At 35.5% G+C, this 23,880-nt stretch carries 21 protein-coding genes and 2 pseudogenes; 15 read left to right on the top strand and 8 right to left on the bottom strand.

All coding sequences use genetic code 11. From position 1 onward, the window contains the following. Positions 1-456: 456 nt before the first annotated feature. The 6 genes from JOC59_RS04920 (at position 457) to JOC59_RS04895 (ending at position 7,768) form a co-directional block, all read left to right on the top strand. Complete coding sequence (locus tag JOC59_RS04920) at positions 457-1,422, top strand: zinc-dependent alcohol dehydrogenase family protein (protein WP_205143723.1); 966 nt, start codon at positions 457-459, stop codon at positions 1,420-1,422. A gap of 25 nt (positions 1,423-1,447) precedes the next feature. Continuing rightward, positions 1,448-2,659 (top strand): MFS transporter, encoded by a 1,212-nt coding sequence (locus JOC59_RS04915; RefSeq protein ID WP_205143688.1) that lies wholly within the window; start codon positions 1,448-1,450, stop codon positions 2,657-2,659. A 16-nt stretch (positions 2,660-2,675) separates the two neighbouring features. Then, positions 2,676-4,154 carry a sucrose phosphorylase gene (gene gtfA / locus JOC59_RS04910; protein ID WP_205143687.1) on the top strand — a complete coding sequence of 493 codons (1,479 nt, stop codon included), beginning with the start codon at positions 2,676-2,678 and terminating at the stop codon, positions 4,152-4,154. A gap of 233 nt (positions 4,155-4,387) precedes the next feature. Beyond that, entirely contained in the window at positions 4,388-5,353 is a 966-nt protein-coding gene (locus JOC59_RS04905) for a LacI family DNA-binding transcriptional regulator (protein ID WP_205143686.1), read from the top strand. Between the two features lie 36 nt (positions 5,354-5,389). Next, a complete protein-coding gene (locus tag JOC59_RS04900; RefSeq protein WP_205143685.1) occupies positions 5,390-7,087 on the top strand; it encodes a phospho-sugar mutase in 1,698 nt (565 codons plus the stop codon). 309 nt (positions 7,088-7,396) lie between these two features. Next, entirely contained in the window at positions 7,397-7,768 is a 372-nt protein-coding gene (locus JOC59_RS04895) for a hypothetical protein (protein WP_205143684.1), read from the top strand. 70 nt (positions 7,769-7,838) lie between these two features. Here JOC59_RS04895 and JOC59_RS04890 read toward each other — a convergent pair whose 3' ends face one another. The 4 genes from JOC59_RS04890 to JOC59_RS04875 all read right to left on the bottom strand — a co-directional run bounded on the left by JOC59_RS04890 (position 7,839) and on the right by JOC59_RS04875 (position 11,810). Then, a complete protein-coding gene (locus tag JOC59_RS04890) occupies positions 7,839-8,984 on the bottom strand; it encodes a cation:proton antiporter (protein ID WP_205143683.1) in 1,146 nt (381 codons plus the stop codon). Positions 8,985-9,259: 275 nt separating this feature from the next. Then, positions 9,260-10,957 (bottom strand): oleate hydratase, encoded by a 1,698-nt coding sequence (locus JOC59_RS04885; protein WP_311734499.1) that lies wholly within the window; start codon positions 10,955-10,957, stop codon positions 9,260-9,262. Between the two features lie 49 nt (positions 10,958-11,006). Continuing rightward, positions 11,007-11,144 (bottom strand): hypothetical protein, encoded by a 138-nt coding sequence (locus JOC59_RS04880; RefSeq protein WP_205143681.1) that lies wholly within the window; start codon positions 11,142-11,144, stop codon positions 11,007-11,009. A gap of 114 nt (positions 11,145-11,258) precedes the next feature. After that, positions 11,259-11,810: a TetR/AcrR family transcriptional regulator C-terminal domain-containing protein gene (locus JOC59_RS04875; protein WP_205143680.1), complete on the bottom strand. Its 552-nt coding sequence runs from the start codon at positions 11,808-11,810 to the stop codon at positions 11,259-11,261. A gap of 238 nt (positions 11,811-12,048) precedes the next feature. On the opposite strand from JOC59_RS04875, the gene JOC59_RS04870 reads away from it, so the two are divergent. Both JOC59_RS04870 and JOC59_RS04865 read left to right on the top strand, forming a co-directional pair. After that, the gene (locus JOC59_RS04870) at positions 12,049-12,663 is read left to right on the top strand and encodes a hypothetical protein (protein ID WP_205143679.1); all 615 of its coding nucleotides are present in this window, start codon (positions 12,049-12,051) and stop codon (positions 12,661-12,663) included. 19 nt (positions 12,664-12,682) lie between these two features. Continuing rightward, a complete protein-coding gene (locus JOC59_RS04865; protein ID WP_205143678.1) occupies positions 12,683-12,970 on the top strand; it encodes a putative quinol monooxygenase in 288 nt (95 codons plus the stop codon). A 97-nt stretch (positions 12,971-13,067) separates the two neighbouring features. Here the strand turns inward: JOC59_RS04865 and JOC59_RS04860 are convergent, their stop codons facing one another. Beyond that, positions 13,068-14,741 (bottom strand): APC family permease, encoded by a 1,674-nt coding sequence (locus JOC59_RS04860; RefSeq protein ID WP_205143677.1) that lies wholly within the window; start codon positions 14,739-14,741, stop codon positions 13,068-13,070. 384 nt (positions 14,742-15,125) lie between these two features. Between JOC59_RS04860 and JOC59_RS04855 the strand changes: the two genes are divergently transcribed. The 4 genes from JOC59_RS04855 (at position 15,126) to JOC59_RS04840 (ending at position 18,610) form a co-directional block, all read left to right on the top strand. After that, positions 15,126-15,716, top strand: a complete 591-nt coding sequence (locus JOC59_RS04855; protein ID WP_205143676.1) for a phosphatase PAP2 family protein — start codon at positions 15,126-15,128, stop codon at positions 15,714-15,716. 455 nt (positions 15,717-16,171) lie between these two features. Continuing rightward, a complete protein-coding gene (locus JOC59_RS04850) occupies positions 16,172-17,089 on the top strand; it encodes a PLP-dependent cysteine synthase family protein (protein ID WP_205143675.1) in 918 nt (305 codons plus the stop codon). Between the two features lie 32 nt (positions 17,090-17,121). Further along, positions 17,122-18,258, top strand: coding sequence for a trans-sulfuration enzyme family protein (locus tag JOC59_RS04845; RefSeq protein WP_205143674.1), 1,137 nt, complete (start codon positions 17,122-17,124; stop codon positions 18,256-18,258). A gap of 184 nt (positions 18,259-18,442) precedes the next feature. Next, entirely contained in the window at positions 18,443-18,610 is a 168-nt protein-coding gene (locus tag JOC59_RS04840) for a hypothetical protein (RefSeq protein ID WP_205143673.1), read from the top strand. A gap of 201 nt (positions 18,611-18,811) precedes the next feature. Here JOC59_RS04840 and trpA read toward each other — a convergent pair whose 3' ends face one another. The 3 genes and pseudogenes from trpA to JOC59_RS04825 form a co-directional block, all read right to left on the bottom strand. After that, positions 18,812-19,603, bottom strand: a complete 792-nt coding sequence (gene trpA / locus JOC59_RS04835; RefSeq protein WP_205143672.1) for a tryptophan synthase subunit alpha — start codon at positions 19,601-19,603, stop codon at positions 18,812-18,814. Continuing rightward, positions 19,596-20,417: pseudogene (gene trpB / locus JOC59_RS04830) on the bottom strand (tryptophan synthase subunit beta); the annotation flags it as partial. The pseudogene trpB and the gene trpA, both read right to left, overlap by 8 nt. A gap of 84 nt (positions 20,418-20,501) precedes the next feature. Then, positions 20,502-20,972, bottom strand: a complete 471-nt coding sequence (locus JOC59_RS04825; RefSeq protein WP_205143722.1) for a phosphoribosylanthranilate isomerase — start codon at positions 20,970-20,972, stop codon at positions 20,502-20,504. A 55-nt stretch (positions 20,973-21,027) separates the two neighbouring features. On the opposite strand from JOC59_RS04825, the pseudogene JOC59_RS04820 reads away from it, so the two are divergent. The 3 genes and pseudogenes from JOC59_RS04820 to JOC59_RS04810 all read left to right on the top strand — a co-directional run. Beyond that, a pseudogene (locus JOC59_RS04820) lies at positions 21,028-21,168 on the top strand (SDR family oxidoreductase); the annotation flags it as partial. A 103-nt stretch (positions 21,169-21,271) separates the two neighbouring features. Beyond that, positions 21,272-21,955 carry a type 1 glutamine amidotransferase domain-containing protein gene (locus JOC59_RS04815; RefSeq protein ID WP_205143670.1) on the top strand — a complete coding sequence of 228 codons (684 nt, stop codon included), beginning with the start codon at positions 21,272-21,274 and terminating at the stop codon, positions 21,953-21,955. Positions 21,956-22,183: 228 nt separating this feature from the next. Then, entirely contained in the window at positions 22,184-23,572 is a 1,389-nt protein-coding gene (locus JOC59_RS04810) for an aldehyde dehydrogenase (RefSeq protein ID WP_205143669.1), read from the top strand. Positions 23,573-23,880 lie beyond the last annotated feature (308 nt).

The raw sequence follows: 23,880 nt of genomic DNA, 5'->3' as shown, positions 1-23,880 counted from the left end.
ATTTTGATTTCCAATATATATATATTGACAAACTATTCTATCGTCATAAAACAGCAAAAACCATTATACCGACTTTTAGCAGCAATAATCAACATATAGTGCTAAATTATCGTAAAAAAATATTAAAGCACCATATATAGTATTTTTGATAAATAATAGTGGTATTAGACCAATTTGTTTTGAAAGATAGTTTATTACATCACAAGAGCTAAAAATCTTTTTAGGATTTTTTATCGAAATATTATATAAACAGGTTAATTTAGGTCAATAATCTCAAGGAAAACGATAACAAAATCGTTAATATTTTTTGATAAACGTTTGACAACTACTTTGAATGGTGTTAATATTTTCACATAATCAAATGATAAACGTTTGACAATAAAGGAGAATTAACCATTGGAAAATAATGCGCTTGTTTTAACTAATAAAAATGAAGTTAAGGTGCAGGTTTTGGCAATGCCACAACCTAAGGCTGATGAAGTGGTCCTTGAAATTGCATATGCCGGAATTTGTGGTACAGATAAACACTTGTTTGCTGGGCTTCCCGGTTCAGCAGATGTTACGTATCCGCGGGTGTTAGGTCATGAAAACTCAGGGACAGTTGTCGCAATTGGTGAAAATGTCCAAAAGCTTGCTGTGGGTGATCGGGTAGCGATTGATCCAAATATTTACTGTGGTGACTGTGACTATTGTCGAGCACAAGAACCAGAACTATGTGAAAACTTATCTGCTGTGGGTGTCACTCGTGACGGTGGTTTTGAAAATTATACAACTGCACCAGCCAAAGTCGTTTATAAAATTGCAGATAATGTCTCATTAAAGGCTGCTGCGATGACAGAACCACTATCATGTGTGGTACATGGAATTGATTTACTAACATTAAAACCCCATCAAAAAGCGATCGTACTAGGGGATGGCTTTATTGGTCAAATGTTCATTCAAGCCTTAAAAGCATATGGTGTTCATCATGTTGCGGTCTCATCAAGAAAAGTTAGTGACGCTCAGCATGTCGAATTACTTAAAAGTATGGGTGCCGATACAGTTGTGGATGGTAATGCCAAAGAATTTGCTGATAATTACCATATTGTTATCGAAGCTGTGGGAAGTTCTTTCACCCAAGAACAAGCTGTTGCCAATGCGGAAAAAGGTGGTCAAGTCCTAATGTTTGGTGTTGGTAATCCAGATCAAACCTTTACCATTTCATCATACGCCGTTTTCGCTAAACAACTTAAAATTCAAGGTTCATTCATTAATCCGTATAGTTTCCAAGATTCATTGGCACTATTGGCAAGCGGTAAAATCGATGTTGAACGTTTGATTAGTCATGAATTGTCATTTGCCCAAGTTCCAGCCTATTTAGCAAATAAATTTGATGAATCGGTTAACAAAGCAGTGATTAATTTACAAAAAATTAACGGATAATAGGTAAGCCGAGGGGTAAAAAATTATGAATAGTCGTGATTCGTTTATTACAAAAATTGCTTTTCTATCAGTTTCCTTTGTTTTAACTAGTGCCTACGCAATTCAAGGTGCTTTACCGCAAATGAAAGCAGCTTTAAATATTAGTCAAACCCAAGCTGAGTATCTAGCAACTAGCCCAGCGTTTCTCGTAATATTTTTTGTAATTGCTTCCCCATTTATTGCCCGACTGTGTCATTTATCAGATAAAAAAGTTATTCAAATCGGTTTAATTATCGTTGGTTTAGCCGGCATTGCCCCATTTTTTATTAGTAACTATTGGTTAATCTTACTGTCGCGGTTAATTTTAGGTGCTGGGTTTGGTTTATATAATTCACAAGCCATTGCGCTAATTTCGGTTTGGTATGCGGGTAATGATCGCTCACAAATGTTAGGTTGGCGTGCAGCTGCTGAGCAATTAGGCCAAGCCTGTACCTTAGTTATTGCGGGCGGCTTATTAACTTTTAGTTGGCATGCACCGTTTTTAGTTTATCTTCTAGCCTTTGTCGCTTTAGCTATCTTTTCATTTAGGGTACCAGATGATGAGCACCTTGAGGAACAAGCACAAACTACTAACGTAACGTCACAAGACGTTGAACCAACAACGCATCGTAGCGTAACTAAAATTAGCCCCATGGTTGGCTTGTTAGTGGCATTTGCGTTTATCTTAGTAGTTGATTATGTTGGTATGAATAATCGTTTTTCAGGATTAGCGGTGGCCATTAACGGGCAAAATTATCAAGGAGCATCGCTGTTTTTATCCTTGATGCTAGTTGGTGCGACATTAGGGGGCATAACGTATGGTACAATCCAAAAACACTTAGGTTTTAACACGGTTTACTTAGGTTTAGGATTAATGGCAATTGCCAACTTTTTATTTGGCTTAGCTGGTAATAATTTCGTAGTAATGGTGGTGGGCTTGCTATTAATCGGTTTTCCACTTCAATTGGTGTCACCACTGATCTTTAATTTATTACCTGATTTAGCACCGCTTAATAAGCAACCATTAGTGACATCATTAGTATTAATCGGTTTCAACTTTGGTGCGTTTTTCTCACCAACTGCGGCCGAAATCATTAACAAACTACTCAATAAACCCATGAGTGGCTTGGGCTTAGCAGCACCATTTCCCATTTATGGTGTCATCTTATTAGTAATTGCAGGAATCATTTTTATTACAAAACAAAAAAATAACAATTAAAAAAGAGGAAAATAAAATGCCAGTTCAAAATAAAGCAATGTTGATTACTTACGCGGATTCAATGGGTAAAAATCTAAAAGAAGTTCAAGAAGTATTAGATCAATATATCGGTGATGCCATTGGTGGTGTCCACTTGTTACCTTTTTTCCCATCAACTGGTGATCGTGGTTTTGCACCTTCTGATTACACCAAAGTAGATAGTGCATTTGGTGATTGGCAAGATGTTGAAGCGCTTGGTGAAAAGTATTACTTAATGTTTGATTTCATGATCAATCATATTTCACGTGAATCAGTTATGTATCAAGATTTTAAAGCGAAACATGATGCATCAGAATATAAAGATTTCTTTATTCGTTGGGAAAAATTCTGGCAAGAAGCAGGTGAAAACCGACCAACGCAAGCGGATGTTGATCTAATTTACAAACGAAAAGATCGGGCACCCATTCAACCAATTACGTTTGCCGATGGGACAACAGAAAATCTTTGGAACACCTTTGGTGAAGAACAAATTGATATCGATGTTAAAGCGACAGTTGCAAAAGAGTTTATCAAGCGGACACTAACCGAAATGGTTGCGCATGGCGCTGACTTAATTCGTTTGGATGCATTTGCGTATGCTATTAAAAAAGCAGATACTAATGATTTCTTCATTGAACCTGAAATTTGGGATTTATTAAATGAAGTGCGAGATATTTTAGCACCGCTTCAAGCTGAGATTTTACCTGAAATTCATGAACACTACTCAATTCCTAAAAAAATTGCAGACCATGATTTCTTTATCTATGACTTTGCCTTACCAATGACAACCTTATATACAATGTATTCTGGTAAAACTAACCGCCTAGCTAAATGGTTGCGTATGTCACCAATGAAACAATTTACGACGCTTGATACGCATGATGGGATCGGGGTTGTTGATGCGCGTGATATTCTTACTGATGCAGAAATTGATTTTGCGTCAGAGGAGCTATATAAAGTAGGAGCGAATGTCAAGAAGACATACTCATCAGCTTCATATAATAACTTGGACATTTATCAAATTAATTCGACCTATTACTCAGCTTTAGGTAATGATGACAAAGCGTACTTATTAAGTCGTGCTTTTCAAATTTTTGCACCGGGGATTCCACAAATTTATTATGTTGGACTATTAGCCGGGGCAAATGATATTGAATTGCTTGAAGCAACTAAGGAAGGCCGTAACATTAATCGGCATTACTATTCTAAAGCAGAAGTAGCCCAAGAAGTAAAACGCCCAGTGGTAGCTAAGTTGTTACAATTACTGGCATGGCGTAATGAATTTGCAGCGTTTGACTTAGCTGGTTCGATTGAAGTAACTACGCCTACGGCAGAAACAATTGTGATTACGCGTAAAGATAGTGATCAACAAAATGTGGCAGTGTTAGAAGCTAATGCCGCTGACAAGACCTTTAAGATTACTGCTAACGGTCACGAAGTAATGAGTCAAACTGTAGCTGACCAAACCCAACTATAAAGATTAAAAAAACACTGGCAGGTTTGGTACTTTTCAGTGTTTTTTTAGTATACTAAGAAGGAGTGTGAATTACTTTGATGCAATTGTTCTTTTACTAGGGACTAGTTATAACAGGACTAATGCCAAAAATTAACAGTTAAAACTCAAGTAAAACGTGGGGTAAAACACACCGACCTAAGAGGGGTAAACGAAGGCTAAGCATAATGCTTAGTCAAATAGAAAAAGGGGGTAATATGGTTGCAAAATTACAAGATGTGGCACAGTTAGCCGGTGTTTCTGTGACAACAGTTTCGCGCGTAATTAATAACTATGGGTCATTAAGCCAAAAAACCATTGATAAGGTGCACCAAGCAATGCACGAGTTAAACTATCGCCCGAATGCATTAGCACGTGCAATGCAAGGTAAGGCATCCGAGTTTATCGGTTTAATTTTTCCAAATTTAACTAATCCTTTTTTTGCAGAATTAGTTAATGCCTTAGAACGGCAATTATTTCAAAAGGGTTATAAAGTCATTATTGCTTCATCAGCTGAAAATGAACAAATTGAGCATGAATATTTGGGCATGTTAATGGCTAATCAAGTAGAAGGTATTATTTCCAGTTCGCATAACTTAGGCATTGCTGAATATCAAAAAATATCAGCCCCACTGGTTGCGTTTGATCGTTATTTATCTGACAATATTCCCATCGTATCAGCTGATAACTATTTAGGTGGCCAGCTCGCAGCTCAGTATATGCTTAGTAAACAAGTTAAGCGCGTGGCAATTTTGATTGATGAGGACACATCAACCTCACCAACATTAATGCGGGTTCAAGGAGCAGTTGATGAATTAACGGCGCATGGCATCGACTATGTGCCTTTGGATTTAAACTATCAAAGTGCAATAAGTTTGTTTCCCGGTGATTTTGATGGGGTGATTGCCAGTAATGATATTATCGCATTAGAAATTGCGCAAATTATCAAGAATGCTGGGCGAAAACCCTATGAAGATTTTTATATTACCGGTTATGATGGTAGTAAATTAATTCGTCAATTGGCGCCGCAATTACCAACAGTCATCCAACCAACCCAATTAATTGCAGCAAAATTAATTGCAACTTTATTTGCGCGGATTAAGGGGCGTACCAAGCAAGAAACCGGACGACCGTTAGAAGTTATGTTTTATGCGGGCACCGCAAATGGTAAAATAAAAGAGTAAAAATAACTTATAGATAGAAGTGAGGATTTAACGTTTATGACATGGCAAGAAACGATGGCTACATGGCAAGCAGCAACATTACCAACTGACCTAGCTAGTGAATTGGCAACATTGAATGAAAATCAACAAGAAGAAGCTTTTTATCAAGATTTAAAATTTGGTACGGCGGGGATGCGTGGTTTGTTGGGCGTGGGCCCCAATCGTATGAACATCTTCACGGTACGAAAAGTAACAGAAGCACTAGCACGCTATATTGACTCATTAGGAGCAGCAGCGCAACAAGCCGGGGTAGCAATTTCTTATGACTCACGGCATTATTCACCAGTATTTGCAAAGGAAGCCGGACGGGTGCTCAGTCAACACGGGATTAAAGTATATCTTTTCTCGAGTTTGCGGCCGACACCAGAGTTGAGTTTTGCCGTGCGTAATTTAAAAACTGCAGCGGGCATTATGATTACTGCTAGTCATAATCCAAAGGAATACAATGGGTATAAGGTTTATGGCCCTGATGGTGGGCAAATGGCCCCAGAAGCCGTCAAGGTAATTGTTGATCAATTAGCGGATCTTAATCCATTTACGGTTGCGGTAGATGCTGCCGATACAACTATTCAAATCATTGATGATGACATTGACCAAAAATATTTAGCAGCAATGAAAAAAGTGTCAGTTAATCAAAAATTAATCGACCAAGAAGGTGCCAAACTAAAACTAGTGTATTCACCACTCCATGGGACTGGTCAATACATTGGCGAATTAGCGCTCAAACAAGCTGGCTTTACTAATTATACGATTGTTAAAGAACAAGCCGTGATTGACGGTGATTTTCCGACCGTGGCTAAGCCCAATCCTGAAGAAAAAGAAGCCTTATCTTTGGCTATTAAATATGCAACTGAAGAGGGCGCAGACTTAGTTGTGGCATCTGATCCAGATGCGGATCGGTTGGGAGCGGCTGTGCGTTTAGCGGATGGATCGTTTAAAGTATTATCGGGGAATCAAATTGCCGCAATTTTAGTTAATTATTTATTAACAGCTAAAGCGGAGACTAAAACTCTGCCTACTAATGGAGCCATCGTAACGTCAATTGTTTCATCAAGATTTGCCCCAACAGTTGCTAAAAATTTTGGTGTTACAACTTTTGATGTCTTAACTGGTTTTAAATATATTGCTGAAACGATTGAACGTTTTGAACGTGATCAAGATCATGAATTCTTATTTGGTTTTGAAGAAAGTTTTGGTTATTTAGTTAAACCATTTGCCCATGACAAAGATGCAATTCAAGCGCTAGTATTGTTTGCAGAGGTGGCAGCATACTATAAATCACAAAACATGACGGTTGCAGATGGCTTAGCTGCGTTGTATGCAAAATATGGTTACTTTGCTGAAAATACACTCAGTCTAACCTTTGAAGGTATTCATGGTGCAGATGAAATGGCTCAGGTTATGGCTAATCTACGGCATGACCACCCAACCCATTTTGGTGGCCTAGCAGTCGTTAAAGCTGAAGATTTTGATAGTGGTTTAGTAACTGATGTAAAAACAAACACCATTAGTAAGTTAACACAACCCCAAGCCAATGTTTTAAAATACTGGTTAGCTGATGGTTCATGGGTGGCAGCCCGACCATCTGGTACCGAACCTAAGTTGAAATTATACACTGGTGTTGTGGGTGAATCGCAAGTACTTGCTGATAAAAAACTAGCAACAATTGAAGCTGATTTAAAGGCGTTGGTTTAAAAATTAAGGATGGCCACAAATGTTTTTGGTAAACCAAGTGTGAAGGTGGTCTCCTAGTATCAACATGTACTGTTAATTAAGCAGTATGTTTGCTCAAAAAAGGTCTGAATTTATAGCAATTCAGGCCTTTTTTGTTGTGTGTTTGGGTGTGTGGTTAACTTAGTTACTTTTAATAATACATGAATAGTAATTGATTGCTAGATAATTAGCACAAGGATGGAAATGCTAGTACACAGCATTAGTATATGGTATAACATAGCTAGTTAAGCTAAATAATATCCATTATTAATATAACGTGAGGTGCTTCATATGTTGAATATCGTTAAAATTAACAAGCAAAACTTATTAGTTGTGCCACAAGGTCTTAGTAAACTTGCTGCTTTGAAAAATAAAATAGTTGTGCCCATAGAACACGTAGTTGGGGCTAAAATTGAGCCAGCAATTTTAAACGAAAGTAAAGGACTCCGTGCACCAGGCACGGCGCTACCAGGTTATTACTGGGCCGGGAATTTTCGTAAACATGGCACAGAAAGTTTTTTCAATATTAATAAAGGAAATACACCGGTAGTGATTCAGCTAAAAAATGAAAAATATACGCGGTTAATAATTGGGGTTGCCGATCCCGAAAATCTTGTCGCTTTAATTAATAATAATCGGGAAACCTGGGCTACGGACCAATAAATTCAAAAGAGCTTGGACAAATCAAGTTGGTGTAAAAAGCCTCAATTTAATTGATAGGAACTTTTAAACATTAAGTAGTCAGTTTAAATTTTAAAATAAAGGGGGCAATTAGGGTGATAATAATAATGGCCGCAATTACTGTAGAGTAAATCGTGTTTGAGATCAAGTTGGCATTGGAAACAATTTGCGCAATTACCAATGCCATTTCACCACGCGCAATCATACCCGCACCAATAATTAGGGCATCATCAGTTGAAAACTGCATTAGCTTTGCACCTAGACCGGCCCCCAATAATTTAGACAAAACACCTACTAACACTAAGCAAATTAGCAACATAAGATCATTTAAAAGACCTTTGAGCTGCATATTTAAACCAATGCTAATGAAAAAAATCGGAATGAATGAGGTATAACCAATAATGGAAATATTATGAGTAATATTTTTACGACCTTGTGTTTTACTGATAATAATACCAGCAAAAAAGGCACCGATAACCGCACTTAAACCGACTGCTTCTGCAAAGGCCGCAATGGTAAAACAAATAATTAAACTAATAATAATTTCTGAGAAGGGAAATAATAGATTATCCGCTAATTGCAATAATTTCGGTATCAGATATTTTGCACTCAAAATAATAATAATAAAGAAAGATACTTGTTTAATGGTCAATAACAGTAAGAGATTAAGTTGATTAAAGCTTAATGGATAACGAACTAAATTAGTAGCAAGGCTTAAAATGATAATGGCTAAAATATCATCAACCACAGCGGCCCCTAAAATCGTCGCACCAACCGGTTTAGCTAGCATATTCATATTTTTAAGTACTTCGACTGAAATTGAAACTGATGTGGCTGAGAATATGATGCTTATAAATAGTGTGGCTACGATATTAAAATGCCACAAATAACCGAGAAGGAAGGTTGCCATAAATGGAATGACAACACCTAAAACGGCCACGGCTAAGCTTGGTCGTAAATACTTCTTTAATTGTGTGATATCACTTTCCAAGCCCGCAATAAATAGGAGTAAGACAACGCCGATTTCACTAAAAAACGTAATAAAATGATCATACGTAATGATATTAAAAATGGCTGGTCCAATGACAACACCGACTAAAAGTTGCCCAATAACCGAGGGTAAATTGAAACGATTACAAAAATGATTTGCTATAGTGATAAAAAATAAAATAATAGTAAGTTTGAGAAATAAATCCATCTAAAATAAATCCTCCTAAAAATAAAAAGAACTTTGGTTCAAGAAAAAACTTAGCAACCCAAACTAAGATATTTTTCTTGAAAGCCAAAGCTCCAACCAAAATTATGTAATTTATAAATTAAGGATAGCTCATTTTCGACAATTAGACAACCAATTTTAGCTATGAGAATAAAAAAAGCAATCAAAGCTGGGCTTTTCCCAGTATTTGGTTGCTTTTTATGACCAAATTTTAAATCTTTTATGATAAACCCAAGACAATTATGGTCCCCAAACGGTTAATCAAACATTTTCTTAGTTGCGCGTATCAAAGTTTTAATATCTTTGTCGTAACGAGGTGTTTTAACTAGCCGATTCATTGGAATACCAGCAAAATGATAAGCAGCAATTTCACCAGAACGAACAGCACTTTGTTCCGTAAAAATCATTTGGTAGGGTTGTTCAACAAATTCACCAGTAAACGCTAAGTTAGTCGAATGATCGGGAATAACTTCAGGGCGATCAGTTTTAGCACGGTTATTAAATAATGCTGACGCATAGGGCATATAAACAGGAATATTATTAATAATACTATCCAAAATCTCTGTTTGCCGGTCTTTAATATTAATTGGTCCAGGATCAACTTTAGATAGTTGGCCAATTAACTCTAGAGCCATGTCTTTCCCAGTCATTTCAATATAAGGTTTGTCTACAAATTCACCATGCCGCCGTGGATATAAGAAATAGCCCCATAGCACCGTTTCATTAGGTTTTTGACTAGTAAAATGAGGTTGATGATGAACAACAATCGACATATTAACGTCCTTTTGATTTAAAGGAGTGATTGGTTCAGTAGAAATAAAGGAGTTAAGAGCATTACCAGGTAATTGATTAGTAATGCGTGTTATTTCATTTAATAATAAATGATTCTTAGTGGTTAACGTAAAACTTACCCATTCACTTGCATCACGATCTGCAAAAAATTTATCAGGATTACCTAAATTATAAAAGTGGTTAGTGGCTTGTTTCCAAAGACTTGACGCAGCCCCATAATCCATGTTTTCTGGCGCGGCATGATCATAATCACCTAAGGTTGCTGAATCGGTAATCGAACCATTTGTGAAAATCACCGCAGTATCATTATCAATCTTAATATTTTCAACTTCGTTTGTTTCTGTATTGGTCATTTTCAAACCAGTTACCGTAATTTCATCATTCATTGGTGTTTCTTTAAAGATAAAATCAGTTACGCGACGATTTAAAATAAGTTGACAGCCTTGTTCTTTTAAATAATTAATTAGGGGTAGCATAATACTTTCATATTGATTGTACCGCGTACGATTGACCCCTACTAAATGTTCAATTTGCGTAAATTCATAAATCATTTGATGCATGTAGCGCCGTAATTCTTGCGCGGAACTTTTAGTTCTAAATGCAAAGGTGGTTTCCCACATGAACCAGAAGTTAGTTTCAAAGAAGTGGGGATCATCTTGAAAATAATCAGCAATCGTAACGTTATCTAAGACCGTTTCTTGCGAATCAGGCATCATAATTAATTTCGTTAACAGGAGCCGATCGGTATTATTAAAGCCTAATTTACCACTTTCTAAAATACCACGACTACCTTCAAGTAAGCGTGCTTTATCAAAGGTGCGGTGTTTAGCATCAAAATCACGCGTATCTTCAGCAGCAGTCATACCTTTTTCTGTTGCAGATGGAATTCGATCAAGTAAATCCATTAAATCAACATAGGTCCGATAATTTAACATCCGCCCACCACGTGCAACATAGCCCTTAGTGTTTTCCATTGGATGATTTTTATTCCAATATTCATCAGTGACTGCATCAGTCGTATCACCGTCATTTGAGCCATGCTGATCGAGTGCATAAAAGGTAATTGCATCTCCAGACCAGTGACCTTCTTGAATTAAGTAAACTGCAGCGGCCATGTTAGCCAGGCCAGCACCAATCATTACGGCTTTATTTTTACGCATAATAGTTCTCCTTTTAATTCTAAATTTAGACTAATAAATAGGAAAATAAAATTTAATTAGCAGTGTCGAATTTAGCATAATCAGCTGAATCATCAGTTTTAAAAAGGTCCATTTTCTTTGCTAAGCAACAACTACTAATTAGAGTTGCCCCACCAAGTAGTAGAATTGAGATACCAAATACTTTTTTCATAATTTAGTCCATCCTTTCAAAATACAACTAATTAAATATCGCTTACTAGCTTTATTATAGGCAGAAAAACTAGAGATGTCTTTGGACAAAATTACAATTTTGTTTAGAGTAAGGTTACTTATGTGTGTTTTTGTGAATAACAAACTCGATTGTGCCATCTAAAATGGCAGTGGCGCGCGAGATTAGCACGTTTTTTGGTGTTTTTAAATCATCTAATAGCCACTGGAGGACTTGTGAGGCGATCGCACCACCATAAAAATTGATTAAATCACAACTTAAATGGGGATTGATTTGATCATCAATATCTAAAACGACCGATTTTACCATTTGAGTGCCTAATTCAAAAAGAAAATTTTCTAAAAGATCACGGCGTTGTGAATGCAAACTTTCAAGGCAAAAATGGCGATTGGTTGAAATATAATCAAGGGTAATTTGGTATTTAGAAGGCCAATTTTTAGCAGTTAAATTACGTTTCACTTGAATGATGATATCCTGTTCAAAAGTCCAATCCAATAAGTCATAAATATCGGCAAAATGATAGTAAAACGTATTACGATTTAAATCAGCTAGTTGCGTTAATTCATCAATGGTAATCTTGTCGAGAGGCTTTGTTTGCATTAAGTTTTTAAGGGCATGCGCTAGACGTATCTTAGCAATAGAAGACATTAACTACTCCTTTAAAGCATTTCTTGCAATTATTGAATAATAAATTTTTAGTTAGTTTAATTGTATTAGGTTTAAAGGAATAACGGTACCATTAATTCACATTTTTAAATGAAAATAAAAATTAGAAAAATTAGAAAAATCGCGTTTTTTATCAGAAAAAAGTGCTAATATTAAATAACAAGCTATGCTAGCTTAAAAAATATTATCATGTTTAAGTTACAGAATTGGAGAATTTTAAATGCAAAACATACCAAGTATTGCTGAACTTTCAGCGATGGCCCCAAGCTTTGAGTTTACAAAAAGTGTTGTTTCAGAAGAAGTCGTACAAAATAATAATGCTAATCAAGAATTTACATGGGTAGCAAACCCATTTAGTGCTATTCGTACGCTTATTTTAGATGAAGGCGTAAGTTTTAAAGACTTACCAGAAGGTGCAAGTTTTAACGCATCTGTCGGTATCTCAGGCATTCGGTGGGCTATTACACGTGAAATCCAAACTGATGAAGATGGTAATGAAGTTACGATGTTTGTCTTAAATGATATGGGTGAATCTTTCTTCAAGATGTTTACCTATTTACAAGTAACGGCACCAGAAGTAACGATGGATGAAATTTTTACAAATGAAAATTTTGCTAATTTTTTGAAAAGCTGGGATATTTTAGAAGCAGCCAATATTTTGCCTGTTAATGATCAAGCAGATGATGCAGAGGGAATTTTGGGATTACGTTTTGGTATCACAGAAGAAGAATTCTTTACTGAAGGGGGTCTTAATGGCGTGGTAAACTATGCTGACTCGATTGTCGTGGGCTTACAAGCCGCCATTATCACGATTGCGCAAGGACTTTCAAAATAAATTTTTGTGGGGTAAAATTATGGAAGTAATTAATGTTGAACTACAAGTTAAGGATGAAAAACGGGCAGATTATGAAAAATTTGTTAGGGAGTTAGTAAATAAATCACTAGCCGAAAAGGGGAACTTAGCCTATGCACACTTTAAAAAAATTGATTGTCAAGATACATATGAGATAATTGAACATTGGCGTGATCAAGCCGCAGTAGCAACCCATAATGAGACTGCGCATTTTAAGCGATTTTTAAGTGAGATAAATGATTATTTAGTAACACCACCAGCTATATTACGCATGACTGCTGCAAGTTAATACGTTAAAAATAATAAAGAGGGCTCAATTTATAAAAATTGAGTCCTCTTTTTAATTATTAATTAGTTGCGGAATTAGTATTAGTTTCTTTACCCAATTATTTTTTGCGTTTTAAATGACGAGCTAATTTATTGGAGCGTTCTTTTTTTAATAATTTTTGCCGTTTTGTTGGTGACATGACTTTTGTATAATTTAATTTTTTGGCAGCTTTAAAGTATTTTGTGAATAACTGACTATTGGTCCCCCAATAGAAAAAGCCTAACGCAAGAATAATTATTACTAAAAAGTCATAAGGATAGGCAATTAAACCAATTCCATTAAATTCGGTACTTCCAAGGTATGAAAGTAGTGACAATACTAATAGATAAATGATTAACCACCAACTACCAGTAATATGATCTTTGGTTTTTGGAAATCCTTTTTGCCATTCATAATAGAAGTATATTGGCATCCCTAATAAAATAATCGAAATGACTTCAATGGTAGTTGGCCACATTGCCCAGTAAATCGCTAATGAAGCTAAGACAAATGCAAGTGGTGCGGTAATATTCACCTGATTGTTTTTAATTGGACGGCTAAACTGTGGCGCCATTTTTCTAAACGCCACCAAAGTAACCGGGCCGGTTAAATAGGCAATGAGCATTAACGTGGAAATAACTGTGGCAAGCGTCCCCCAAGAGTGAAAAAGTGAAACCATTATAATACTAATTAAAGCATCAACGGTCATAGCGATGCGTGGGGTACCATATTTTTGATTCATTTTACCTAAAATCTTAGGCATATGTTCATTGTCAACCATTGCAGCTAAAGCCCGTCCAGTTGAAGCCACGGTTGACACCCCAGTTCCAAAAGGTGAGATGAACGCATCCATGTACAGTAGAACTGCCAACCAATAAATTCCTAATAGAATGGCAAGATCAGCAAATGGTGAGGCAAAGTTGATACCAGCCCAACCATATTTTGCAATTGAACTGGGAGCTAAAGCGCCAATGAAGGTAATTTGCAATAAAATGTAAATGATACTACTAATAAGTAATGATAAGTTGATTGCTTTTTTAATATTTACCTTAGGATTTTCAATATCACTACCAATATTAATAATTGTTTGAAAGGCATTTAACGAAAAAATAATACCGGCCGTCGTGGTGGCTTTAAAGATTGCCGATGAGCCATAGGGCATAAAAGAACTGACATTATGGCCCAAATTACTTACATGAAAACCACTAAGCATTAACATAATGATTGTAATTAGGGGAATACCAATTTTAAAAATCGAAATAAAACTAGTAAAGCGCGTTAGTAAAGTTACTGACCAATAGTTTAAGAGAGTGAAAATGATAATAAATAGAAAAACAACTAATAAACCGATAGTTGTTATCTGGTTATTGACCATTAAATGATCTGTAAATTTAGCCCAATGCCAGGGCCAATTACTCATATATTGCACAGCTGCAACGGCTTCAATCGGGATAATCGTGATTAATGAAATCCAATTAGCCCATGAAGAAATAAAACCAATTAAAGAACCATGGGTATATTGAGCGTATTTACTAATCCCACCATTTTCCGGTAACATTGTCCCTAATTCAATATAATTATAGGCAATAATCGCGGTAATAAAAGCACCAATAATCCAAGAAACTATGGCTGAAGGACCACTAACACGGGTTGCCTCCCACGCACCAAATAACCAACCTGAACCAATAATGGCACCTAAACCTAACATTACTGCATTAAAAAGACTAACTTTGCCTTTTACTTTTTTACTCATATAAACCTCGTTTCATAATAGTTAGGAGCTACTATTTTTATTAATGTCACTCCTAGTTAATAAATCTATGGCATATAGATTATTTTTAACCATTAGCTAGCATCATAACATAATAAATAAATAATGTCAGATTAGTAATGTTGAAATGAGTAAACCAGTATGCGGAGTTAAATTTAGTTGTTATATGCAAAAATTTGTTATAGAGCATAAAATATCGGTTGCCCAAGAGATATGTGTTAACGTATGTTAAAATTAATGAGCTAGCGGAAAATCAGAAAATTTTTATTAAGGGTAATATTTAGTAGGTAAATTAAACAAACTATGGTATATAATTTTATATAGTTTTAAGTTATATATAAGAATAAGAGGTTTCTTGGAGGGAACATGCGATTAAAAACATTTAATATTTACGGTGCTATTATTTACATTGGGTATGCCTTGTTAGTTACTAAAACAAAATTATTTAGTGGATTAGATACAGTTATCATTAAAATGGTAAAAATGTTGCCAATTGAATTTATAAGTAAAACATTTTCAACAATTTTTGATCCAAAATTAATATTAATTTATTTATTAATTTTATGTTGCTATTGGTTGCTCTTTAAAAAAGATCTTAGTGGGGCAATCATTTTGGGGCTATATACAGTGTTAGGATTTGCTATTAATTATATTTTAAAAGATGGTTTACAACGGGCACGCCCAATTGGTCATTTAGCAAGTGATAACGGATTTAGTTTTCCTAGTGGTCACTCCTTTGGCGTTGTTCTCTTAATGGGCGCTATTTTACTAACCTTTTTCATGGCTAAAAATACACTTATTAAAACGATCGCAGTTGTAATTATTATTTTAGTAGGGTTAGCGCGTATTTATATGGGGGCACATTATCCAACCGATGTTATTGGCGGGATAGCGCTAGGTTATCTAATTTATCAAAATATGAAACGTACTAGCTTAGGCTATGATTATACGAAATAATTAAGGTAACTACTCAACATTATTGCCTATTAGACTTATTATAAGAGCGCTTATTTGGCAGGTTACTAATTGCCAATCATAAGAATTACAAAATTGTTAGTGGTAGCAGGTTAAATGTAAGTAGTTAAAATAACTTGGTAATAAACATTTTGTTATATACAATTAAAAAAGATGATTAATTAATTCTTGCAAAAAATAAATAACTATGCAAAAATTAGCTTGTTCGAAAAATTAAAAGGAGCGTTTAATAACATGGCTAAACTAATTCAAAAAAATCTTGTATGTTGTTGTAGTATTGCACGTTTTCAGTGTGATACTATGTTTAGCGTACAGTTTATAAAGAATTAGGTAAGTTCGAGACGCTGTTTAAAAATAGTATTTATGAAGACGTATGTAAGCCAATCAGGTTTGATACGTCTTTTTTGTATAATGTCATTAAAATTTGAGGAGTAAAGATGCTAGTCAAAAATGTTTCAGCATTAATTGGAAATACCCCATTGATTGAGTTACCAATTGAGGTGCCAAAGCAAAGTAAAATATTTGCCAAGTTAGAGATGTATAATCCGGGTGGTAGTATAAAAGACCGGTTAGGCGTGCACTTGCTAGCAGATGGCTTTGCCAAAGGGTTAATCAATGAGCAGACAACGATTATTGAACCAACCGCTGGTAATACTGGTATTGGCCTTGCATTAGCAGCTGGGCAACGTAATTTGAAAACAATCTTAGTTGTTCCAGAAAAATTTAGTTTTGAAAAACAAGAACTCATGCGGGCTCTTGGAGCTAAGATAATTAATACCAACTCTGATTTAGGTATTAAAGGGGCGATTGCAAAAGCACAGGAATTAGCACGTGAAATTGAAAATAGCTATGTACCAATGCAATTTGCTAATCCTGCTAATCCTGCGGCCTATTATACTAGTTTAGTTCCTGAAATTATAAGTGATATGCAAGGAATGTCAATTGATGCAATTGTTGCTGGTGCTGGTAGTGGTGGTACTTTTGCGGGAATTGCTAAGGGTTTACATGAATTTAATAATGCGATAAAAACCGTTGTCGTTGAACCGGCTGGGTCAATATTAAATGGCGGGCCAGCTCATGGACACAAGACTGAAGGCATTGGCGTTGAATTTATACCACCATTTTTTGCAGAGATAAAAATTGATGAGATTATGACGATAAGTGATGAAGCAGCCTTCAAGCAAGTCAGACAAGCCGCTAGTAAACTAGGCTTATTCATTGGTAGTTCAAGTGGTGCGGCATTACAAGCTAGTTTACAGATGGCTGAAAAACTACCGGCTAATAGTAATATTGTGACTATTTTTCCCGATAGTAGCGAAAGATATATGAGTCAAGATATCTATGGTAAGTTATAAAAAATAAATTAAAAACAGAAAAGAGGATAAAAATGAAATTTGAAACCCAATTAATTCACGGTGGTATTAGTATTGACAAAACAACAGGGGCTGTCTCAGTACCAATTCATATGGCATCAACGTTTAAACAAACCAAAATTGGCGAAGCAAAATATGAATATTCACGGTCAGGTAATCCAACACGAGAAGCACTTGAGCAATTAATTGCAGAATTAGAAAATGGGATTAGTGGTTTTGCTTTTGCTTCCGGTTCAGCAGCTATTAGTACTGTCTTTGCGCTATTCTCTGCCGGAGATCATATTATTGTAGGTAACGATGTTTATGGCGGTACCTTTCGATTAATTGATAATGTGCTAAAGCGAATGGGCTTAACTTTTACTACGGTCGATACGCGTGATTTAGCAGCGGTAAAAGCAGCTATAAAACCAGAAACTAAGGCAATCTATTTAGAAACTCCCACTAATCCATTGTTAAAAATCACTGATATTAATGCGATTGCGACAATTGCAAAGGACCAAGGTTTATTAAGTATTGTTGATAATACATTTGCGACGCCTTATATTCAAAAACCATTAGATTTAGGTGCTGATATTGTGTTGCACAGTGCTTCAAAATATTTAGGTGGACATAGTGATTTAATTGCCGGGTTAGTTGTAGCTAAAGACAAAAACATTGCAGATCAAATTGGTTACTTGCAAAATGCAATTGGAGCTATTTTAGCACCACAAGAAAGTTGGTTATTGCAACGTGGGATTAAAACGTTAGCCTTGCGTATGAAAGCACATTTAGCGAATGCTCAAGCGGTATTTGAATACTTAAAGGCACAACCAAAGGTTAAGAAGATTTATTTCCCTGGTGATCCAAATAATGCTGATTTTGCATTAGCCAAAAAGCAAATTAATGGTGCTGGTGCAATGATTTCATTTGAGCTACAACCTGGTTTAAATCCCGTTACGTTTGTTGAAAATCTACAGTTAATTACGCTAGCTGAAAGTCTTGGTGCTTTGGAAAGTTTAATTGAAATACCAGCCGTAATGACACACGGTGCAATTCCAAAGCCAGTTAGACTGGCAAGTGGCATTCAAGATGAGCTAGTTCGCCTATCGGTTGGTGTAGAAGATATTGATGATTTATTAGCAGATTTGGAACATGGTTTCGCACAACTTTAAAAGGAATACAATGTAATTAATCGCTGGTAATTAACTCCTGTTTAGTTAAGATGGTTAATATTTAGTTAAAATACTAATTTTAATCCATATTGTAGCGTACAATTTGCCTAAAAAACTTGTTATTTTTAGCTAAAAAGAATAAAATTAATACTTATCTAAATTAGGCTAAGTGAGTTAGGTGATAATGAATATTTTTACAATATTATTATTAATAATTTTGATTTATCTTGCAATTAAGGATGAAAATGGGCGAATAAATCGCAAAAGATTATTAATATTTAGTTTATTTGCATTAGTTATGGGAATTTTATTCTTGATTATGGTGTTACCAGCTATTCTTGCTAATAAATAAAAAATTAAGTACAAAAAGCAACTATTTTTATCTTGATTTAATCTCGGCTGGTTATATTATATACATCCCTTAAATAAACATCTTTTCATAGATAATTTCCTAAAAAATAGTATAGTAAAAAACTTTAGCCTCCCAACTAAAGTTTTCAGTAAGCGATTAGCGTAAGCTAGTTGCTTATTTTTTTATTTAAATTTTTAGGCTTCATTCATCTAATGTGCTAGCAATACTTTGTTTCATTGTTTGGGTATATTGTTTGAGATAAGGTGGGGCCATTTTTTGATATTTCGCGACAATTTGGACACAAGCACTACCAACAATAACACCATCCGCAAATTTAGCCATTGTTTGTGCTTGTGTAGCAGTATGAATGCCAAAACCAATGGCGGTGGGAATGGCTGAGACGTTTTTAATTTGTGCAATAACATCAGCTAAATTTTGATCAAAATTAGCACGTAGTCCAGTAACACCTAATGATGAAACAACGTAGATAAAACCACTAGCTGCTTGAGCTATTTTTGCAATACGAACCCCAGAGGTTGGGGTGATGAGAGGAATTAAAGCAAGATTTGCCTTATCAGTAAAATGTTTTAGTTCAGTTTGTTCTTCAAGGGGCATATCGGGAATAACTAAACCATCAATCGCTAATGCAGCACATTTTTTACAAAAGGCGGCATACCCATATTGAAAAATGATGTTTGAATAGGTAAGTAACACAATTGGAATAGCAGTAGTTAGGCGGACTTTTTTAACAATATCAAAGACATCGTCCATCGTAAGATCTGGCTTGTTTGTTAATGCTCGCATATCGGCGGCTTGGATAACCGGCCCATCTGCAACGGGATCAGAAAAAGGAATCCCAAGTTCAACAATATCGGCCCCCCCTTCAGCCAAAGCAATGATATTAGCAACCGTAGTATCAAAATCAGGGTCACAAGCAACGACAAAGGGGATAAATGCTTTATTATTTTTAAAAACGTTGTTTAAATTACTCATTAATATCAACTCCTCTATACTTGGCAATTGCTGCTACATCTTTATCACCACGCCCAGACAGGGTACAGATTATGATGGCGTTTTTGGGTAATGTGGGGGCTAGTTTTTTAACATACGCAATTGCATGGCAACTTTCAATGGCAGCGACAATTCCTTCGGTTTGAGCAACATATTCAAAAGCATCAACTGCTTCATCATCTGTAATGCCAACATAATCAGCCCGCTTTGTTATCGCTAAATTAGCATGTTCAGGGCCAACCCCAGGATAGTCCAAACCTGCAGAAAGTGAATATACAGGATTTATTTGACCAGTCTTGTTTTGGAGAAAAATCGATTTCATGCCATGAAAAATACCATCAGTTCCACGTTCAATTGTGGCTGCAGTTAAAGGGGTATTAACGCCTTTACCAGTTGCTTCAACACCAATTAGGTGAACAGCTTGGTCGTCAATGTAGTTAGCAAAACTACCAATAGCATTGCTACCACCACCGACACAAGCAACAACATAATCAGGTAATTTGCCTAATTCAGCTAAAATTTGTGTTTTTGATTCTTGACTAATAATGCTTTGAAAATCTCTAACCATCAAAGGATATGGATGTGGACCAGTAGCAGAGCCCATAACGTAGAACGTATCATCAACGCGCGTTGCCCATTCTTGTAGGGCGGCATTGATGGCATCCTTTAGGACCATTGAACCACTGGTGACTGGATGAACTTTAGCACCTAATAATTCCATACGGTAAACATTTAGTTTTTGCCGATCTGTATCTTCTTTGCCCATAAAAATTTCACATTCTATCCCAAAATAGGCCACCATATTGACCATAGCGTCCCGAATTGTTTGCGTTAAGGTTTAAGTTTAGTTCTGTCATAATCAGTATTTTTCTTTCAAATGTCATTGTAGATTATGTGCGGTATTAATAATTTCAGTAATTTTATGCAAGTCTTTAATACCATCAGTTTCAACACCACTTGAAACATCCACAATTGAGGGATGTGTAAGTGCGACTGCTTCAGCGATATTAGTATTGGTTAAACCACCTGCTAATATCCAGGGACGGTGAATAGCTGGTAGGTGGTGCCAATCAGGTGTGATACCTAAACCATTACTACTATCTAACATGACATAATCAGCGATACTCTTTAAATTGGACGCGTGATGGACAACATTAATGACGTTGCTACCCATATTTTGTAAAGTTTTAATTGTTTCTTCTGATTCATTACCATGTAGTTGAAGATAGCTAATTGCACCACTGGTATATGCATTTTTCATAACAGCCAAAGGGGCATCAATGAAAACACCAACAGTGGGGATGTTAGAATCGAGCTGTTTTCTTAACTTTAAGGCTTCATTAAGTGAAATTTAGCGTCGACTCTTTGCAAAAATAAAGCCGACGAAATCTGGTTTTACCTTAATTAATTGTTTAGCAGAAATTGCCCTAGGAAGAGAAGCCACGCCAGCAGATGTGGCAGATGTTGTTAGTTGGTTTGTTTCAGATCAGGCAAAATATATAACTGGGCAATCATTACAAGTCGACGGGGGGATGCGTTATCATTAAGTATTAATTGGGGATGCTGCCTAATGTATGCAACATTGATAATAATCAACTATACTTATAGAGATTATGGATATCAGTTTTTTATGCAATAAAGGAGTTAAAAATGCCAAAAATATTAATGGTACTAACAAATCAAAGTCGCTACGGCGAAACTGGACATGCAACGGGATTGTGGCTAGGTGAAGCTACTGAATTTGTTGACATTGTTAGTAAAGCTGGTTTTGATATTGATTATGTTAGTCCCAAAGGGGGCTATGTACCGATTGATCCACGCAGTTATAAATATGCAACCGTGCGGGATTTACAAATTTACAACTCATCAAAATTTGCGCAAGCAGCTTTAGCTAATTCCAAGCATCCTGATGAAATTAAGGCAGATGAATATATCGCTATTTATTTTGCTGGCGGGCATGGTGCAATGTGGGATTTCACACAAAATTTAAAACTACACAAAATTGCAGCCAATATTTATAAAAATAATGGCTTTGTGACATCCGTTTGTCATGGAATTGCTGGCATACTATATATTAAAGATAATAATGGTAAGTTATTAGTTGCTGGTAAAAAGGTTACTGGCTTTACAGGAATGGAAGAATTTTTAAGTGGGAAAAAATACATTGTCCCATTTTTAAATGAAAAAATTGCTAAGCAACAACAAGCTAACTTTAAAAAAGCACGGGCTTATAAGGCATTTGTTGTTCAAGATGGGCACTTAATTACTGGCCAAAATCCTTTTTCAGTGCGATTAGTAGCAGAAAAATTAGTTAAAAATTTATTAGGGGCATAGTAGCTCCAAAAAATTATGAGCCAACGCGATTGTTATACGATAAAAATACCTAAAAAGGACTAAATTCTTCTAAATTTAGTCCTTTTTAGGTATTTTCAGGTGACAAGGGGTGCATTGTCGGCGGTGATTTTTATTCCATCGTTATTATTTATTAACAATTGCGTTTAAAGGTATAAACCTTTAAACTTAAATTAATGATGTTGATTTATTTATTGGGAGAATAGCAAGATGATAAATGAGATAGAGCAATCTTTTATAGCACAGCAACAATGGTTCCAAAAGCATCGGCAATTAACCGCCCAAGAACGAAAAAGAATATTAAAAAAATTAGCAAAAAATATTATGAAATATACTGATGATTTATATTTAGCATTTGAACATGATTTAGGTAAGAGTAAAACTGAAGTATATACAACAGAAATTGGCTTAATACTAAATAATATTCGTCATCTATTAAAAATACTTCCTAAATTTGTGCAGGATAAAAAAGTACCAACACCACTAAGCTTACTTGGCGCAAGCAGTTATATTAAATATGAGCCATATGGTACAGTTTTAATAATTGGTCCATTTAATTATCCTTTTCAACTGGTTTTTGAACCATTAATTGGCGCAATTGCTGCTGGTAATACAGTAATCGTGAAACCATCTGAGTTAACACCTAATATTAGTCAGGTAATCAGTAATATCTTAAAGTCCACTTTTATTGAACAGCAGGTGATATGTATAGAAGGTGGCATTGTGATAACAACACGTTTACTGAAGCTTAACTTTGATTATATCTTTTTTACTGGTAGCGAGCAGGTGGGGAAAATAGTAATGCAAGCAGCTAGTCAACATTTAACACCATTAACTTTGGAGTTAGGGGGTAAAAGTCCAGTTATTGTAACCAAGCATGCTGACATCAAGTTAGCGGCTAGAAAAATTGCGTGGGGTAAATTTATGAATGCCGGTCAAACCTGCGTTGCACCTGATTATGTTTTAATTGATGATACAGTACAATCAAGCTTTATCGCAGAATTAAAGAAAGTAATTAATGATTTTTATGGTAGTGATCCAGAGCAGAGCCCCGATTTTACCCGAATTATAAATGACAAAAATTGGCAACGTTTAAATAATTTATTAAGCTCAGGTGATATTTTAATAGGTGGCCAGGCAAACAAAGCTAACCGATATATTGCGCCAACTGTGATGAATGTTAATTGGGATAGTTTGATTATGCAAGCAGAAATTTTTGGCCCAATTTTACCAATCATTACATTTGCTAGTACACAAAGCCTAGAAGATGCAGTGATAACACCGCTTAATAAAAAACCGAAACCATTAGCATTATATATTTTCTCAAAAAACAAAGCAGAACAAAGGCAAGTAATAAATGGTATCAGTTTTGGTGGTGGTGCGATAAATAATACGATTATGCATATGATAAATGAAAATCTACCTTTTGGTGGCGTAGGTGCTGCGGGAATGGGTAGTTATCATGGAAGGGAAAGTTTGAAAGTATTTTCGCACGCTAAGTCAATTTTGAACTCATCAAGGGGAATTGATTTTAAATTTATTTATCCGCCATATTCAGTTAATAAACTTAAAATTATCCAAAAAATATTACACAAATAAAATTGAATCTAAAAAAAGCCGATTGTACTGACCATCTCGAATTCGAGTAAGTTCAATCGAGGTTTTGGTTATGTATTTTTCTCAAAAAACAAAATTAAACGCAATTCTTGAGTACCAAATTGGTGTTTCGGTTTCAAAAGGAATGCGTAAATATTGAATAAAAGATTTATTAAAGTACTTGCAAGTAATTGTACTTTAATAAAAAAAGCATTGTGAACTGACCCCCATAAATTGGAGTGATGTTTTAAGCGATTAATTGGATGGCATGTTTCCGGAATTCAACCGGAGTCATGCCGTCCAATTTTTGT

Source organism: Periweissella beninensis (assembly GCF_016908275.1).
Lineage (GTDB): Bacteria > Bacillota > Bacilli > Lactobacillales > Lactobacillaceae > Periweissella > Periweissella beninensis.
The sequence above is the reverse complement of the archived record's forward strand: the minus strand, read 5'-3'. Positions and strand labels throughout refer to the sequence as shown.

Coding starts and splice junctions, on each gene's coding strand:
- JOC59_RS04920 (WP_205143723.1), top strand. CDS start 457: ATGCCACAACCTAAGGCTGATGAAGTGGTCCTTGAAATTGCATATGCC.
- JOC59_RS04915 (WP_205143688.1), top strand. CDS start 1,448: ATGAATAGTCGTGATTCGTTTATTACAAAAATTGCTTTTCTATCAGTT.
- gtfA (WP_205143687.1), top strand. CDS start 2,676: ATGCCAGTTCAAAATAAAGCAATGTTGATTACTTACGCGGATTCAATG.
- JOC59_RS04905 (WP_205143686.1), top strand. CDS start 4,388: ATGGTTGCAAAATTACAAGATGTGGCACAGTTAGCCGGTGTTTCTGTG.
- JOC59_RS04900 (WP_205143685.1), top strand. CDS start 5,390: ATGACATGGCAAGAAACGATGGCTACATGGCAAGCAGCAACATTACCA.
- JOC59_RS04895 (WP_205143684.1), top strand. CDS start 7,397: ATGTTGAATATCGTTAAAATTAACAAGCAAAACTTATTAGTTGTGCCA.
- JOC59_RS04890 (WP_205143683.1), bottom strand. CDS start 8,984: ATGGATTTATTTCTCAAACTTACTATTATTTTATTTTTTATCACTATA.
- JOC59_RS04880 (WP_205143681.1), bottom strand. CDS start 11,144: ATGAAAAAAGTATTTGGTATCTCAATTCTACTACTTGGTGGGGCAACT.
- JOC59_RS04875 (WP_205143680.1), bottom strand. CDS start 11,810: ATGTCTTCTATTGCTAAGATACGTCTAGCGCATGCCCTTAAAAACTTA.
- JOC59_RS04870 (WP_205143679.1), top strand. CDS start 12,049: ATGCAAAACATACCAAGTATTGCTGAACTTTCAGCGATGGCCCCAAGC.
- JOC59_RS04865 (WP_205143678.1), top strand. CDS start 12,683: ATGGAAGTAATTAATGTTGAACTACAAGTTAAGGATGAAAAACGGGCA.
- JOC59_RS04860 (WP_205143677.1), bottom strand. CDS start 14,741: ATGAGTAAAAAAGTAAAAGGCAAAGTTAGTCTTTTTAATGCAGTAATG.
- JOC59_RS04855 (WP_205143676.1), top strand. CDS start 15,126: ATGCGATTAAAAACATTTAATATTTACGGTGCTATTATTTACATTGGG.
- JOC59_RS04850 (WP_205143675.1), top strand. CDS start 16,172: ATGCTAGTCAAAAATGTTTCAGCATTAATTGGAAATACCCCATTGATT.
- JOC59_RS04845 (WP_205143674.1), top strand. CDS start 17,122: ATGAAATTTGAAACCCAATTAATTCACGGTGGTATTAGTATTGACAAA.
- JOC59_RS04840 (WP_205143673.1), top strand. CDS start 18,443: ATGAATATTTTTACAATATTATTATTAATAATTTTGATTTATCTTGCA.
- trpA (WP_205143672.1), bottom strand. CDS start 19,603: ATGAGTAATTTAAACAACGTTTTTAAAAATAATAAAGCATTTATCCCC.
- JOC59_RS04815 (WP_205143670.1), top strand. CDS start 21,272: ATGCCAAAAATATTAATGGTACTAACAAATCAAAGTCGCTACGGCGAA.
- JOC59_RS04810 (WP_205143669.1), top strand. CDS start 22,184: ATGATAAATGAGATAGAGCAATCTTTTATAGCACAGCAACAATGGTTC.